Annotated in this window: 10 protein-coding genes; 5 read left to right on the top strand and 5 right to left on the bottom strand. The window is 61.4% G+C overall.

The window, feature by feature from the left end; translation table 11 throughout:
- Nucleotides 1–49: 49 nt before the first annotated feature.
- Nucleotides 50–1,240 carry a benzoate/H(+) symporter BenE family transporter gene (locus HX811_RS12850; RefSeq protein WP_008437554.1) on the bottom strand — a complete coding sequence of 397 codons (1,191 nt, stop codon included), beginning with the start codon at nucleotides 1,238–1,240 and terminating at the stop codon, nucleotides 50–52.
- Between the two features lie 330 nt (nucleotides 1,241–1,570).
- On the opposite strand from HX811_RS12850, the gene HX811_RS12845 reads away from it, so the two are divergent.
- Nucleotides 1,571–2,335, top strand: coding sequence for a GntR family transcriptional regulator (locus tag HX811_RS12845; RefSeq protein ID WP_003219095.1), 765 nt, complete (start codon nucleotides 1,571–1,573; stop codon nucleotides 2,333–2,335).
- Nucleotides 2,336–2,473: 138 nt separating this feature from the next.
- On the opposite strand, the gene guaD is transcribed toward HX811_RS12845, so the two are convergent.
- The 4 genes from guaD to xdhA form a co-directional block, all read right to left on the bottom strand.
- Nucleotides 2,474–3,778, bottom strand: a complete 1,305-nt coding sequence (gene guaD / locus HX811_RS12840; protein ID WP_003219093.1) for a guanine deaminase — start codon at nucleotides 3,776–3,778, stop codon at nucleotides 2,474–2,476.
- Between the two features lie 7 nt (nucleotides 3,779–3,785).
- The gene (xdhC, locus tag HX811_RS12835; protein WP_003219091.1) at nucleotides 3,786–4,628 is read right to left on the bottom strand and encodes a xanthine dehydrogenase accessory protein XdhC; all 843 of its coding nucleotides are present in this window, start codon (nucleotides 4,626–4,628) and stop codon (nucleotides 3,786–3,788) included.
- A 122-nt stretch (nucleotides 4,629–4,750) separates the two neighbouring features.
- Nucleotides 4,751–7,150, bottom strand: coding sequence for a xanthine dehydrogenase molybdopterin binding subunit (xdhB, locus tag HX811_RS12830; protein WP_003219089.1), 2,400 nt, complete (start codon nucleotides 7,148–7,150; stop codon nucleotides 4,751–4,753).
- The gene (gene xdhA / locus HX811_RS12825; RefSeq protein ID WP_177046117.1) at nucleotides 7,143–8,591 is read right to left on the bottom strand and encodes a xanthine dehydrogenase small subunit; all 1,449 of its coding nucleotides are present in this window, start codon (nucleotides 8,589–8,591) and stop codon (nucleotides 7,143–7,145) included. Before xdhA ends, xdhB begins: the two co-directional genes overlap by 8 nt.
- Nucleotides 8,592–8,871: 280 nt before the next feature.
- Here xdhA and HX811_RS12820 point away from each other — a divergent pair, with 280 nt between their 5' ends.
- The 4 genes from HX811_RS12820 (at nucleotide 8,872) to ligA (ending at nucleotide 16,578) form a co-directional block, all read left to right on the top strand.
- On the top strand, nucleotides 8,872–9,531 hold the full coding sequence (locus HX811_RS12820; protein WP_003219085.1) for a GntR family transcriptional regulator: 660 nt from the start codon (nucleotides 8,872–8,874) through the stop codon (nucleotides 9,529–9,531).
- A 2-nt stretch (nucleotides 9,532–9,533) separates the two neighbouring features.
- Nucleotides 9,534–13,022, top strand: coding sequence for a chromosome segregation protein SMC (smc, locus tag HX811_RS12815; protein WP_003219082.1), 3,489 nt, complete (start codon nucleotides 9,534–9,536; stop codon nucleotides 13,020–13,022).
- Between the two features lie 259 nt (nucleotides 13,023–13,281).
- Nucleotides 13,282–14,133, top strand: a complete 852-nt coding sequence (gene zipA / locus HX811_RS12810) for a cell division protein ZipA (RefSeq protein WP_003219080.1) — start codon at nucleotides 13,282–13,284, stop codon at nucleotides 14,131–14,133.
- 87 nt (nucleotides 14,134–14,220) lie between these two features.
- Nucleotides 14,221–16,578: an NAD-dependent DNA ligase LigA gene (gene ligA / locus HX811_RS12805; RefSeq protein WP_003219078.1), complete on the top strand. Its 2,358-nt coding sequence runs from the start codon at nucleotides 14,221–14,223 to the stop codon at nucleotides 16,576–16,578.
- Nucleotides 16,579–16,580: the final 2 nt, after the last annotated feature.

Here is a 16,580-nt window from a genome sequence, read left to right as displayed (position 1 = left end):
TGAAAAAGCGACCCGCCCGGGTCGCTTTTTCGTTACTGGGTCTAAAGAATCAGGCCTTGCGCCAGTTCAGAATCACCAGCGTCAACACCCCCGCGACAATTCCCCAGAACGCCGAACCGATGGAAAACAACGTCAACCCCGACGCTGTGACCATGAAGGTGATCAACGCAGCTTCCCGTTCCCTGGGTTCATTCATGGCGATGCTCAGGCCATTGATGATCGAGCCAAACAACGCCAGTGCCGCAATCGACAGCACCAGTTCCTTGGGCAGGGCGGCGAATAACGCGGCCAATGTCGCGCCAAACACCCCGGCGATCCCGTAGAAAATCCCGCACCAGACCGCGGCGGTGTAGCGCTTGTTGCGATCCTCATGGGCATGAGGGCCGGTGCAGATCGCCGCGCTGATGGCTGCCAGGTTGATGCCATGGGAGCCAAACGGCGCCAGCACCAGCGAGGCCAGGCCGGTGGTAGTGATCAATGGCGACGCCGGTACGTTATAGCCGTCGGCCCGCAGCACCGCGACACCCGGCATGTTCTGCGAGGTCATGGCCACCACGAACAGCGGGATGCCGATGCTGATGGTCGCGGCCAGGGAGAAGTGCGGCGTGGTCCACACCGGCGTTGCCACTTCCAGGTGAAAGCCACTGAAATCCAGCAGCCCCATCAGCCCGGACAGTGCCGTGCCGATCAGCAGTGCCGCGAGCACGGCATAACGCGGCGACAGGCGCTTGATGACCAGGTAAGTGAAGAACATCCCCAGTACCAGCCCGGTACGGTGCTGCGCGGCGACGAAAATCTCGCTGCCGATCTTGAACAGAATCCCCGCCAGCAAGGCCGCCGCCAGGGACGCCGGGATGCGCTTGACGAGTTTTTCGAAGCTGCCGGTCAGCCCACAGATCGTCACCAGCACCGCGCAGGTGATGTAGGCGCCGATGGCCTCGCCATAGCTGACGCCGCCCAGGCTGGTGATCAACAGCGCCGCGCCCGGTGTGGACCAGGCAATGGTGATCGGCGTGCGGTAGCGCAAGGACAGGCCAATGCTGCACACCGCCATGCCGATGGAGATCGCCCAGATCCACGAGGAAATCTGCGCGGTGGTCAGGCCGGCGGCCTGGCCAGCTTGAAACATCAGCACCAGGGAGCTGGTGTAGCCGGTCATCATGGCAATGAAACCGGCGACGATGGCCGAAGGCGAAGTGTCGGCCAGTGGGCGTAATCGCGCTTGGGGGACGTCGGACATGGGCGGTGTTCCTTTTACCGGGTTGTTTTTGTAGGCGCGAGCTTGCTCGCGAAGATCATTAACGATGACGCTGGCATCCTTAATGAATGCGCTGCCTAGGCGTTTTTCGCGAGCCAGCTCGCTCCTGCAAAGGAGAAAACGTGGAATCAAGCCTAAACTCAAACGTAACGATTCATTGCAATACAGCCGGCGCCGCAAACAGCCGTACAGTGTGTTGGCGCACTGGGTTGTGTACAATGTGCGCTGATTTTACGCGATACTTGCCAGCGACCCTCTGTGCCGTATTACAGTCAACGTCAATTCGCCGCCGTTCTCCCGACCCGAGTGCCCATGAACGAACAGTTGCAGCCCCTCAAGAAACAACCGCGAGCCGGTAAGGCCGGTCGCAGTGGAACCCAGGACGATATCGTCTACGCGCATATCTTCGAGGCGATCCTCGAACAACGCCTGGCGCCCGGTACCAAATTGAGTGAAGAAGCGCTGGGCGAAATCTTCGGCGTCAGCCGCACCATCATTCGCCGCGCGCTGTCGCGCCTGGCCCATGAAGGCGTGGTACTGCTGCGGCCCAATCGTGGTGCGGTAGTGGCCAGCCCGAGCGTCGAGGAAGCCCGCCAGGTATTCCTCGCCCGGCGCCTGGTGGAGCGTGCGATCACGGAATTGGCGGTGCAGCATGCCACGGCCGAGCAACTGGCCGAGCTGCGGCAGATGGTCAACGACGAGCGCGACAGCTTCTCCCGGGGCGATCGCGGCGCGGGCATCCGGCTTTCCGGCGAATTCCACCTGAAGCTGGCCGAGGCGGCGAAGAATGCGCCGCTGATCAGCTTCCAGCGCAGCCTGGTGTCCCAGACCTCGTTGATCATCGCCCAGTACGAAAGCGGCAACCGCTCGCACTGTTCCTACGATGAGCACACGCAGTTGATCGACGCGATCGAAGCGCGGGATGCGGATTTGGCGGTGAACCTGATGATGCATCACATGGATCACATCGACAGCAAGCTCAACCTCGATGAGGAAAGCGCGTCGGATGACCTGCATGCGGTGTTCTCGCATCTGTTGCAGACCAAGAAGCCGGGGCGCTCGTCTGTAAAACTGTAATTTTCCAGGCTCGCCACTAACTAAATGTGGGAGCGGGCTTGCTCGCGAAGGCGGTGGATCAGTCAGCACATCCAGCGACTGACACACCGCCTTCGCGAGCAAGCCCGCTCCCACATTTGTTTTGTTGTACCTGTTAAATCAGCGTTGGTGCACCAATTGCCCCGCCGCATACGTCTGCAACACCGCCCGGTCATCCCCCAGTGTCATCAACACAAACAACGTCTCGGCAATGTTATTGGCCTGCTTCAGGCGATAGCTGAGCAGCGGGGTGGCGTTGTAGTCCAGTACCAGGAAGTCCGCGTCAGTGCCGGGTTGCAGCGTGCCAATCTTGTCTTCCAGACGCAGCGCCCGCGCACCACCCAGGGTCGCCAGGTACAACGACTTGAACGGACTCAAGCGCGCCCCTTGCAGTTGCATCACCTTGTACGCTTCGTTCAGGGTTTGCAGCAGCGAGAAGCTGGTGCCACCGCCGACGTCCGTACCCAGGCCGACATTCAGCTTGTGCTTCTCGGCCATCGGCAGGTTGAACAAACCGCTGCCCAGGAAGAAGTTCGACGTCGGGCAGAACGCGACTGCCGAACCGGCTTCTGCCAACCGCGCGCATTCGTCGTCGCACAGGTGCACACCGTGGGCGAACACCGAGCGTTCACCCAGCAGTTTGTAATGGTCGTACACGTCCAGGTAGCCCTTGCGCTCCGGGAACAGTTCTTTCACCCATTCCACTTCCTGCAGGTTTTCACTGATGTGAGTCTGCATGTAGAGGTCCGGGTATTCCCCCAGCAGCTGCCCGGCGAGGGTCAGTTGTTCAGGTGTACTGGTCGGTGCGAAACGTGGCGTCACCGCGTAGTGCAAACGGCCCTTGCCGTGCCAGCGCTCGATCAGCGCCTTGCTCTCCGCGTAGCCGGATTCGGCGGTGTCGGTCAAATAGTCCGGCGCGTTGCGGTCCATCATTACCTTGCCGGCGATCATCCGCAGGTCGAGCTTCTCGGCCGCTTCAAAAAACGAGTTCACTGACTGCGGGTGCACGCTGCCAAATACCAGCGCGGTGGTGGTGCCGTTGCGCAGCAGTTCCTTGATGAAAATATCCGCGACTTCTTCGGCGTGGGCCTTGTCGGCGAACTGGCTTTCACACGGGAAGGTGTAGGTGTTGAGCCAGTCCAGCAACTGCTCGCCATAGGCACCGACCATGCCGGTCTGCGGCAGGTGGATGTGGGTGTCGATCAGCCCGGGGGTGATCAGCGCGTCCTGGTAATGGGTGACTTCGATGTCGGCGGGCAGGCTGGCGAGCAAGTCGCTGGCGTGGCCAAGGGCACTGATCTGGCCGTTGTCGATCACCAGCAGGCCGTCCTCGAAATATTCATAGGAGGCTTCGATCCCCACTTCGGCAGGGTCGGCGATGCTGTGCAAAATGGCGGCACGGTAGGCTTTGCGTGTCAAAGGCATGGTCATCTCAGTTAGTCGCTTGGCTGCGGCGGGATACCGGCAGCAGTTTGGCAATGGGTTCGGCGCTCGCAGTGTGCTGGCCGAAGTTGGCGTTATAGGTGGCGATGATTTCGCCGGCGATGGAGATGGCGATTTCCACAGGCAGTTTGCCTTTGACCTCAGTCAGCCCCATCGGGCAATGCATGCGTTGCAGTTGCGCGGTGTCGAAACCGCGATCCCGCAGGCGGTGTTCAAATTTGACGCGTTTGGTCTTCGAGCCGATCAGGCCGAAGTAGGTGAAGTCATTGCGCTTGAGCAGGGCGGCGGTGAGTTCCAGGTCCAGCGCGTGGTTGTGGGTCATGACGATGCAGTAACTGCCCACAGGCAAGTGGTCGATTTCATCCACCGGCTCTTCGCTGACGATTTTACGCACGCCTTGGGGAATGTGTTCCGGGAATTCCTGTTCCCGCGAATCAATCCAGCGTACCCGGCACGGCAGGCTGGCCAGCAACGGCACCAGCGCGCGGCCCACGTGGCCGGCGCCGAACACCGCGATCTGAGCCTGCACCTGGCCCATGGGTTCGAACAACAGCACCGTCACGCCGCCGCAGCACTGGCCCAGGCTGGCGCCGAGGCTGAAGCGCTCCAGGTGGGTGTTTTGCTGGCCGCGCACAAGCATGTCCCGGGCGATCTGCATCGCCTTGTATTCCAGGTGCCCGCCACCGATGGTGTCGAACGTCTGGGCGGCGCTGATCACCATCTTCGAACCGGCGTTGCGCGGCGTGGAGCCGAGCTCTTCGATGATGGTCACCAGCACGCAGGGTTCGCCCTGGTTCTGCAGGTCGGCGAGGGCGCTGATCCAGTTGTTCATGTTTACCTCAACATCTCTGTTGTCAGTCCGGCCGCCTTCGCGAGCAAGCCCGCTCCCACATTTTGATTTGTGAACACATTCAAATGTGGGAGCGGGCTTGCTCGCGAAGGCAGCGCCTCGGTCTAGAGCGAAGCCAACTCGGTTTCCGTTTCCACAGCTTTTGCGGCGGTCAACTGGCGCATCTGCTCACACCCCCACAACACCCGCTCCGGCGTCGCCGGTGCATCGATCTTCGGCTGATGGCGATAGTCACCCAGGCTCGCCACGGCGTCCTTGATCGCACACCACGAGGCAATACCGAGCATGAACGGCGGCTCACCCACGGCCTTGGAATGGAACACCGTGTCTTCCGGGTTCTTGCGGTTTTCCACCAGCTTCACCCGCAGGTCCAGCGGCATGTCGGCCACCGCCGGGATCTTGTAGCTGGCCGGGCCGTTGGTCATCAGCTTGCCCTTGTTATTCCACACAAGCTCTTCCATGGTCAGCCAACCCATGCCCTGGATGAAGCCGCCTTCGACCTGGCCGATGTCGATGGCCGGGTTCAGCGAGGCGCCCACGTCATGCAGGATGTCGGTGCGCAGCATCTTGTACTCGCCGGTCAGCGTGTCGACGATCACCTCGCAACAGGCCGCGCCGAACGCAAAGTAGTAGAACGGCCGCCCACGTGCCTGGCTGCGGTCGTAGAAGATTTTCGGGGTCTTGTAGAAGCCCGTGCTGGAGAGCGACACCTGGGCGAAATACGCCTGCTGGATCAGCGCTTCAAAGGTCAGGATGTGATCGCGGACCCGCACATGCCCGTTGTGGAATTCAACGTCGGCCTCGCTGACTTCATATTTGCGCGCGGCAAATTCCACCAGGCGCTGCTTGATGGTTTCGGCGGCATTCTGTGCGGCTTTGCCGTTCAGGTCGGCGCCGCTGGAAGCCGCCGTCGGCGAGGTGTTGGGCACCTTGTCGGTGTTGGTGGCGGTGATCTGCACGCGGTCGATTTCCACCTGGAAAATCTCGGCCACCACCTGCGCGACCTTGATGTTCAACCCCTGGCCCATCTCGGTGCCACCGTGGTTCAGGTGGATGCTGCCGTCGGTGTAGATATGGATCAGCGCACCGGCCTGGTTGAGGAAACTGGCGGTGAAGGAAATGCCGAACTTTACCGGTGTGAGTGCCAGGCCTTTTTTCAGGATCGGGCTGTTGGCGTTATAGCGACGGATCGCTTCGCGGCGCTCGAAATACTGGCTGCTTTGTTCGAGTTCGGCGGTCATCTCTTCGAGCATGTTGTGCTCGACGGTCTGGTAGTAGTGGGTGACGTTGCGCTCGGTCTTGCCGTAGTAGTTGGCCTTGCGCACGGCCAGCGGGTCGAGGGCCAGGTGCCGGGCAATCGCGTCCATCACTTCCTCGATGGCGACCATGCCTTGGGGACCGCCGAAGCCGCGGTAAGCGGTGTTGGAGGCGGTGTTGGTCTTGCAGCGGTGGCCGTTGACGGTGGCGTCGCCCAGGTAATACGAGTTGTCGGAGTGGAACATTGCGCGGTCGACAATCGAGTTCGACAGGTCCGGTGAGCAACCGCAGTTGCCCGCCAGGTCCAGGTTGATGCCGTGTAGCCGGCCACTGTCGTCGAAGCCTACGTCGTACTCGATATAGAACGGGTGGCGCTTGCCGGTCATCAGCATGTCTTCGACACGCGGCAGGCGCATTTTGGTCGGCTGGCCGGTGAGGCGTGCGACCACCGCACACAGGCATGCCGGGCTGGCGGCCTGGGTTTCCTTGCCGCCAAAACCACCGCCCATGCGGCGCATGTCGACCACGATTTTGTTCATCGATACGTCGAGTACTTCGGCCACCAGCTTCTGTACTTCGGTGGGGTTTTGCGTGGAGCAGTAGACGATCATGCCGCCGTCTTCGGTGGGCATCACCGAGGAGATCTGGGTTTCCAGGTAGAAGTGTTCCTGGCCGCCGATGTGCAGGGTGCCCTGGATACGGTTCTTCGCGGTCGCCAGTGCGCCCGCCGAATCACCGCGCTGGTGGGTGTGGCTGTCGAGCACGAAATGTTTTTTGCGAAACGCCTCGACCACGTCCAGCACCGGCTCCAGGTCTTCGTATTCGATCACAGCGGCCATCGCCGCCTTGCGTGCGGTTTCCAGGTCGCGGGCGGCGACGGCCAGCACCACCTGGCCGACGAACTGCACGGTGTCGATGGCCAGCAACGGGTCGCCGGGCATCAACGGGCCGATGTCTTTTAGACCCGGCACGTCTTCGTGGGTGATGACGATGCGCACGCCTTCAAATGCATAGCAGGGCGCGGTGTCGATGCTGAGGATCTTCGCGTGGGCGCGGTCCGACATGCGTGCGTAGAGGTGCAACTGGTTGGGAAATTCCAGGCGGTCATCGATGTACTGCGCTTCGCCCGAGACATGCTTGGCGGCGCTGTCGTGCTTGACGCTGCGACCGACGCCGCTGGTCAGGTCCTTGGCAAACAGTTCGGCGAGTTCGGCCTGGGATTTTTCCACGGCGTGATGGTTAGACATAAGCGGTCACCCGAGTCTCGATGTGCGGCGTTTGCAGTTCGATGAAGTATTTGCGCAGCAGGTTTTGTGCGCTGAGCAGGCGGTATTCCTTGCTGGCGCGGAAGTCCGACAGCGGGGTGAAATCCTCGGCCAGGGCCGCGCAGGCTTTTTCCACGGTGGCGGAATTCCAGGTGGCGCCGTTCAGTACCGCTTCGCAGTTCTTCGCGCGTTTTGGGGTGGCGGCCATGCCGCCGAACGCCACGCGGGCATCGTCGATCACACCGTTAGTGATCTTCAGGTTGAAGGCTGCGCAGACGGCAGAGATGTCATCGTCCAGGCGCTTGGAAACCTTGTAGGCGCGGAACAGCGGCACGCCTTTGGGCACGATGATTTTCTCGATGAATTCGCTGTCCTGGCGGGCAGTGACGCGGTAGTCGATGAAATAGTCTTCCAGCGCCAGGGTACGGCGGGTGTTGCCCTTGCACAGCACGATCTGCGCGCCGAGGGCGATCAGCAGTGGCGGCGAGTCACCGATGGGCGAGGCGTTGCCGATATTGCCGCCCAGGGTGCCCTGGTTGCGGATCTGCAACGAGGCGAAACGGTGGAGCAATTCGCCGAAGTCCGGGTATTCGTGGTTGAGCGCGCTGTAGCAGTCGGACAGGGAAGTGGCAGCGCCGATTTCCAGGCGGTCGTCGAAGCTTTCGATGCGCTTCATTTCTTCGATATTGCCGACGTAGATCATCACCGGCAGCGTGCGGTGGAACTGGGTGACTTCCAGCGCCAGGTCGGTGCCGCCGGCCAACAGCCGGGCTTGTGGGTAAGCGTCGTAAAGGTCCGCCAGGTCGGCGACGGTCAGCGGCACCAGGCAGCGTTTGTCGCCGCTGTTCAACTCGCCGGTTTGCGTCGGGGCGATGGCTTTCAGGCGCGCGATGGTGTCGGCCTGGCGACTGTCGAACTGGTCCTGGGGCTTGTTGCAGCAGGCCTGTTCGGCGGCGGCAAGAATCGGGCGATAGCCGGTGCAGCGGCAGAGGTTGCCAGCCAGGGCTTCATGGGCCTTTTGGCTGTCGGGTGCATTACTGTTCTTTTGCAGGGCGAACAGCGACATCACAAAGCCCGGGGTACAGAAGCCGCATTGCGAACCGTGGCACTCCACCATGGCCTGTTGCACGCTGTGGAGTTGGCCCTGGTGCTTGAGGTCTTCGACGCTGATCAGTTGTTTGCCGTGCAGGGACGAGACAAACGTCAGGCACGAATTGAGGCTGCGATAGCGAATCTGCTCGGCGCCCTGATCGTCGGTGTGCAACTCGCCGACTACCACGGTGCAGGCGCCACAGTCGCCGCTGGCGCAGCCTTCCTTGGTGCCGGATTTGCCCAGGTGCTCACGCAAATAGTTGAGCACAGTCAGGTTCGGGTCCAGGGCGTGCTCGCTACGGAGCTCCTGGTTTAGTAAAAACTGGATCACGGAAGGCCTCGCAGACTCATTATTGTTGTTAACCGCTTTGCGCCGAATCTAGTCATGTCTGACTTTTCGGTCAACGATTTTCTGACCGAAAGGTCAAGAAAATGCGATATCAACATCCTTAATTATGGTCCAGTTCTCTGGAACCGCCGTTTTTGGGGGCTTCTGGACTTTAATGGCTGCTTATTTCATGCCAAATTCCGCTCTGTGGGCCGTACGCCATCAACCGGCAAGTGCGCTACACTGCCGCGCTTGTACCGATAGAAGATTTTGAAGGGAAAACATGACGTTCAAGGCGCCGGATAGTCTTGCCGAGCAAATCGCTCACCACCTCGCCGAACGTATCATTCGCGGCGATCTCAAGCCTGGGGAGCGGATCCAGGAGCAGAAGGTCACACTGGCGCTGAATGTCAGTCGTGGTTCCGTGCGCGAAGCCTTGCTGATCCTCGAGCGCCGGCACCTGATTGCGATCCTGCCGCGCCGTGGCGCCCACGTCACCGAGCTGACGGCCCACAAGGTGCAAAGCCTGTGCACGCTGATGGGCGAGCTGTACATCCTGCTGGGCAATGCGGTCGCCGCCGGCTGGCAGACCCAGGCCGACATGGCGCCGTTCGTGCAAATCCAGCAGCGCCTGATCGCCAGCTTCGAACGCCAGGACATCCGCGCCTTCGTCGAAGAGAGCTTCAACGTGATGCGTGCCGCCTATCCGTTCGCCAACAACCCGTACCTGCAGGAAACCGTCGAGAACCTGCAGCCGGCGATGAACCGCGCCTATTACCTGGCGCTGGATCAGCGCAAGGCGTCCATGAGCGAGTACCTGGTGCTGTTCGAGCAATTGCTCGCCGCCGTGCTGGCCCGTGACCTGCCGCAGATTCGCCTGGTGCTCTCGGCCTACGGCGAGCGCAGTTGCTCGCTGGTCATTGCTGCGTTGGCGGAAGCCTAAGCGTGCGGCTCAAGTGCATCAAACTGGCGGGGTTCAAATCCTTCGTCGACCCGACCACGGTGAACTTCCCCAGTAACATGGCGGCAGTGGTCGGGCCCAATGGCTGCGGCAAGTCGAACATCATCGACGCCGTACGCTGGGTGATGGGCGAGAGCTCCGCAAAAAACCTGCGTGGCGAGTCGATGACCGACGTCATCTTCAACGGCTCCACCAGCCGCAAGCCGGTGAGCCAGGCCAGCATCGAACTGGTGTTCGACAATTCCGACGGCACCCTGGTGGGCGAGTACGCGGCCTATGCGGAAATCTCCATTCGCCGCAAAGTGACCCGCGACAGCCAGAACAGCTACTTCCTCAACGGCACCAAGTGTCGCCGCCGGGACATCACCGACATCTTCCTCGGTACCGGCCTGGGCCCGCGCAGCTATTCGATCATCGAACAGGGGATGATCTCCAAGCTGATCGAAGCCAAGCCCGAAGACCTGCGTAACTTTATCGAGGAAGCAGCCGGCATCTCCAAGTACAAGGAGCGCCGGCGCGAGACCGAAAACCGTATCCGCCGTACCCATGAAAACCTTGCCCGCCTAACTGACCTGCGTGAAGAGCTGGAGCGCCAGCTGGAGCGCCTGCACCGCCAGGCCCAGGCCGCCGAGAAGTATCAGGAATACAAGGGCGAGGAGCGTCAGCTCAAGGCGCAACTGTCGGCCCTGCGCTGGCAGGCGTTGAATGACCAGGTGGGCCAGCGCGAAGCAATCATCGGCACCCAGGAAATCAGCTTCGAAGCCCTGGTGGCCGAGCAGCGCAATGCCGACGCCAGCATCGAGCGCCTGCGGGACGGTCACCATGACCTGTCCGAGCGCTTCAATCTGGTGCAGGGGCGCTTCTATTCGGTGGGCGGCGATATCGCCCGGGTCGAGCAGAGCATCCAGCACGGCCAGCAGCGTTTGCGCCAGTTGCAGGACGACTTGAAAGAAGCCGAGCGTGCGCGCCTGGAAACCGAATCGCACCTGGGCCACGACCGCACCTTGCTGCTGACCCTTGGGGAGGAGCTGGACATGCTCACTCCCGAGCAGGAAGTCACCAGCGCCGCTGCCGAGGAAGCCGCTGCGGCCCTGGAAGAATCCGAAACCACCATGCACGCCTGGCAGGAGCAGTGGGACACGTTCAACCTGCAATCTGCCGAGCCGCGCCGCCAGGCTGAGGTGCAGCAGTCACGCATCCAGCAACTGGAAACCAGCATGGAGCGCCTGGCCGAGCGTCAGCGGCGCCTGGTGGAAGAGCGCGTGCTGCTCGCTGCCGACCCGGAAGATGCAGCGATCCTCGAACTGAGCGAGAAACTCGCCGAAAGCGAAATGACGCTGGAAGAGCTGGAAGCCAGCGAAGAACAACAAGTGGAGCGCCTCGAGCAATTGCGTCAGCAACTGCAGCAGGCGACCCAGGCACAGCAGCAGGCTCAGGGCGATTTGCAGCGGCTCAACGGTCGGTTGGCTTCCCTGGAAGCCTTGCAGCAAGCGGCGCTCGACCCGGGCACCGGCACGGCTGAATGGCTGCGTGACCAACACCTGGCCGAGCGCCCGCGCCTGGCCGAAGGCCTGAAGGTTGAAGCCGGTTGGGAGCTGGCGGTGGAAACCGTGCTCGGCGCCGACCTGCAAGCGGTGCTGGTGGATGATTTTGGCGGGTTTGACCTGGCGGGTTTTGCCCAGGGCGATCTGCGTTTGCTCAGCCCGGCGGCGGACGGCACTCGCGTGCCGGGCAGCCTGCTGGATAAAGTGGAGGCGGCGATTGACCTGTCGCCCTGGCTCGGCCAGGTCAAGCCGGTCGACAGCCTTGAGCAGGCACTGGCCCAGCGCGGCCAGTTGGCCGCCGGGCAAAGCCTGATCAGCCGTGATGGCTTTTGGGTCGGCCGGCACTTTTTGCGGGTACGGCGCGCCAGCGAAGCGGAAAGCGGCGTATTGGCCCGTGGCCAGGAAATCGTCAACCTGACCGCCGAGCGCGAAGAGCGCGAAGCCACACTCGAGTCCCTGGAAAACCAGCTGCAAACCCTGCGCGCCACCCAGCGCCAGCAAGAGACCGGCCGCGAACACCTGCGCCGGCTGTTGCAGGACGAAGCGCGCCAGCAGGGCGAATTGAAAGCCCAGCTCTCGGCGAGCAAGGCCAAGGTCGAGCAACTGACCCTGCGCCGCACCCGGCTCGACGAAGAAGTGGCCGAGATGGGCGAGCAACGCGCCCTCGAACACGAACAAGTCGGCGAAGCACGCCTGCAATTGCAGGAAGCCCTCGACAGCATGGCCCTGGACACCGAGCAGCGCGAGTTGCTGCTGGCCCAGCGCGACAGCTTGCGCGAGCGCCTCGACCGGGTGCGCCAGGAAGCTCGCCAGCACAAGGATCATGCCCATCAATTGGCCGTGCGCCTCGGCTCCCTGCGGGCGCAGCACGACTCCACGCGCCAGGCCCTTGAGCGCCTGGAAATGCAGTCCGAACGCCTGACCGAAAAACGCGAGCAACTGAGCCTCAACCTGGAGGAGGGCGAGGCCCCGTTGGAAGAGCTGCGCCTGAAGCTTGAAGAGTTGCTCGACAAGCGCATGACCGTCGACGAAGAGCTCAAGACCGCCCAGATCGCCCTGGAAGACGCCGACCGCGAACTGCGCGACGCAGAAAAACGCCGGACCCAGGCCGAGCAACAGTCGCAACTGATCCGAGGCCAGCTCGAACAGCAGCGCATGGAATGGCAGGCCCTGACGGTGCGCCGCAAAACCCTGCAAGACCAGTTGCTGGAAGACGGCTACGACCTGCACGGCGTGCTCAATACCCTGACCGCCGAGGCCAACGAGAAAGAAGCCGAAGAAGAACTTGAGCGGATTGCCGCGCGCATTCAACGACTCGGCGCGATCAACCTCGCGGCCATCGACGAGTACCAGCAGCAGTCCGAGCGCAAGCGTTATCTGGACGCGCAGAACGCCGATCTTGTCGAAGCGCTGGACACCCTTGAAAACGTGATCCGCAAGATCGACAAGGAAACCCGTAATCGCTTCAAAGATACCTTTGATCAGATTAATGGCGGTTTACAGGCGTTATTCCCGAAAGTTTTCGGTGGTGGCAGCGCTTACTTGGAACTGACGGGCGAAGATCTACTCGATACAGGGGTAACGATCATGGCGCGGCCTCCGGGCAAGAAGAACAGCACCATCCATTTGTTGTCGGGTGGCGAGAAGGCACTGACCGCATTGGCCCTGGTATTTGCGATCTTCAAGTTGAACCCGGCGCCGTTTTGCATGCTCGACGAAGTTGACGCCCCGCTGGATGACGCTAACGTTGGACGGTACGCCCGACTGGTTAAAGAGATGTCCCAGACGGTGCAGTTCATCTATATCACCCACAACAAGATCGCCATGGAAATGGCCGATCAATTGATGGGCGTGACGATGCACGAGCCGGGCTGTTCGCGATTGGTGGCGGTGGATGTCGAAGAGGCGATGGCGCTGGTGGAATCCTGAGCCGCAGGTCGAAGGAGGATTTTCAGCAGGACGTAAGGTGATTTACCGGTCTGGGAAAAGTGGCAAATGGACATATTTGTTCAAGGCATTTTGACAGACGGTGTAAAGTTATCTTTGGTCGTGCTAGTTTAATGTCAAATTTTCGTATGCGTGGGCAAAACGTCATTCAGAACATAGAGTTGGCGCCACGTTTTAAAGCGGTTTGCACGGTGCTAAACCCCTTATTTTTCAGCATTTTTTATTAGAGGCACGGGATTACATGGAAATCGGTCTGCGCGAGTGGCTGATCGTCATCGGCATTATTGTCATTGCCGGTATTCTTTTTGATGGCTGGCGCCGGATGCGTGGCGGCAAGGGCAAGTTGAAATTTCGCCTGGACCGCAACCTGTCCAATTTGCCGGACGACGACGGCAGCGCCGAGCTGCTGGGGCCACCGCGTGTCCTGGACAACCATAAAGAACCGCACCTGGACGAGCACGACCTGCCGTCGATGAGCGCACCGGTGCGTGAAGCCCGCGAACCCAAGCGCGGCAAGCGCAGCGCGGCCAGCGAGCCATCCCAGGGCGACCTGAACCTGGACCTGGAAGAAGGCCCGAGCTTCAGCAGCCGTGATGACGACTTCCCGGATGAGTCCCCGGCCAAGAGCGCCCATAAAGAATCCGTCAAGGACCAGCCAGCTGCCGAAGAGGTGCTGGTGATCAGCGTGATCTGCCGTGACGCCGCCGGCTTCAAGGGCCCGGCCCTGCTGCAGAATATTCTGGAAAGCGGTCTGCGCTTTGGCGAGATGGATATTTTCCATCGCCACGAAAGCATGGCCGGCAACGGCGAAGTCCTGTTCTCCATGGCCAATGCGGTCAAGCCGGGCATCTTCGATCTGGACGACATCGACCATTTCAGCACTCCGGCGGTGAGCTTCTTCCTCGGCTTGCCGGGCCCGCGTCACCCGAAACAAGCGTTCGACGTGATGGTGGCGGCAGCTCGCAAGCTGTCCCAGGAACTCAACGGCGAACTCAAGGACGATCAACGCAGCGTCCTGACCGCCCAGACCATCGAGCATTACCGTCAGCGCATCGTCGAGTTCGAGCGTCGTGCCCTGACACAGAAGCGCTGAGGTCCAAGCTTAAGCGTTGCCTGTAGAATCCATGCACTAACATATTGAGCAGCTTCGGCTGCTCTTTTGCTTTATGAGAGAACACCCATGACCGCCGCCCACACCCGCATCCTCGAACTGCGCGCTGAACTGGATCAGCACAACTACCGTTACCACGTCCTCGACGAGCCGAGCATTCCGGACGCCGAGTACGACCGGTTGTTCCACGAGCTCAAGGCGCTTGAAGCCGAGCACCCGGAGCTGGTAACCCGTGATTCACCGACGCAGCGGGTCGGCAGCGCGGCATTGTCTGCGTTCACTCAGGTACGTCACGAAATCCCGATGCTCAGCCTCGGCAACGCCTTTGATGAAAGCACCATGCTGGAATTCGATCGCCGGGTCACCGAAGGCCTGGATCTGCCGGTGGGCGACCTGTTTGGCGGTGGCGCAGCGGTGGAGTACAGCTGCGAGCCGAAGCTCGATGGCCTGGCGGTCAGCCTGCTGTATCAGGACGGTGAGCTGGTGCGTGGCGCCACCCGTGGCGATGGCACCACTGGCGAAGACATCAGCGTCAACGTGCGTACCGTGCGCAACATTCCTTTGAAACTGCACGGCACCGGCTGGCCGGCGACCCTCGAAGTGCGCGGCGAAGTATTCATGTCCAAGGCCGGTTTCGAGCGGCTGAACGCCACCCAGCTGGAAGTTGGCGGCAAGACTTTCGCCAACCCGCGCAACGCGGCGGCGGGTAGCCTGCGTCAGCTGGACTCGAAGATCACCGCCAGCCGTCCGCTGGAATTCTGCTGCTATGGCGTGACCACGGATATCAGCGACACCCACATCGGCAACCTGCAACAGCTGAAGAAGTGGGGCATGCCCATCAGCCATGAGCTGAAGCTGGCCAAGGGGATTCAGGATTGCCTCGACTACTACCGCGATATCGGTGAGCGCCGGAATGCCTTGCCGTATGAAATCGACGGCGTGGTGTTCAAGGTCAACAGCATTGCCTACCAGCGGGAACTGGGCTTCCGTGCCCGCGAGCCGCGCTGGGCCATTGCCCATAAATTCCCGGCGATGGAAGAACTGACCGAACTGCTTGACGTTGAATTCCAGGTCGGCCGCACCGGCGCTGTCACGCCCGTGGCACGCTTGAAGCCGGTCAAGGTCGCGGGTGTGACCGTGTCCAATGCCACCTTGCACAACATGGACGAAGTGGCGCGCCTGGGCCTGATGATCGGCGACACCGTGATCATCCGCCGTGCCGGTGACGTAATCCCCCAGGTGGTGTCGGTTGTCACCGAGCGTCGCCCGGAAAACGCCCGCGCGGTGCAGATCCCCGAGAGCTGCCCGGTGTGCGGCTCCCACGTTGAGCGCACGCAACTGGTCAAGCGCAGCAAGGGTAAGGAAACCGTCAGCGAAGGCGCGGTGTACCGCTGCGTCGGGCGCCTGGCCTGTGGTGCGCAGCTCAAGCAGGCGATCATCCATTTCGTTTCGCGCCGGGCCATGGACATCGATGGCCTGGGCGACAAGACCATCGAGCAACTGGTGGACGAAAAACTCATCGGCTCGCCGGCGGATCTCTACAAGCTCAAGTACGAACAGATCATCGACCTGGAAGGTTTTGCCGACGTTTCCAGCAAGAAGCTGATTGCCTCTATTGAAAACAGCAAGACGCCAACCCTCGCACGGTTTATCTACGCCCTGGGCATTCCCGATGTGGGCGAGGAGACGGCCAAGGTGCTGGCGCGCTCGCTGGCATCCCTGGAGCGCGTGCAGCAGGCCTTGCCGGAAGTGCTGACGTACTTGCCGGACGTTGGCCTGGAAGTGGCCCACGAGATTCACAGCTTCTTTGAAGACAGCCATAACCAGGACGTGATCGGCGCCTTGCTCTCCAGGGAGGAGTGCGGCCTGGAGTTGCAGGAACAGGGCGACCTGAGCGCCGAGTTTGCGGCGAGCACCACGTTGGGCGGCTTTCTCGACAAGCTGCACGTGCCGTCCGTGGGCCCGGGCGCCGCGCAGAAACTCGCCGACAAATTCGGCTCCCTCGAAGGCGTGATCAAGGCCGACTGGCTCGACATGCGCCAGGCTTTGCCGGAGAAGCAGGCCAAGGCCGTCCGGGACTTTTTTGATATTGAAGAAAACGCCCGGCGCGCGCTGGCCATCGAGCAACAGCTCAAGGACTTCGGCATGCACTGGCAGAGTGAGAAGAAAGTCGTCGAAGGCTTGCCCGAGGCCGGTCACACCTGGGTGCTCACCGGCTCCCTGGAACTGATGAGCCGCGATGTTGCCAAGGAAAAACTCGAAAGCCTGGGCGCCAAGGTGGCGGGCTCGGTGTCGGCGAAAACCCATTGCGTGGTCGCCGGGCCGGGCGCGGGTTCGAAGCTGGCCAAGGCCACTGAGCTGGGCTTGAAAGTGCTGGATGAAGAGGCGTTCGTGGCATTTTTGGCCAAGCACAACATCACGGTCTGATG

The sequence above is a fragment of the Pseudomonas sp. F8002 genome (assembly GCF_013385495.1).
In the GTDB taxonomy this organism is placed as follows: domain Bacteria; phylum Pseudomonadota; class Gammaproteobacteria; order Pseudomonadales; family Pseudomonadaceae; genus Aquipseudomonas.
This window is presented reverse-complemented; position numbering and strand designations above follow the sequence as displayed.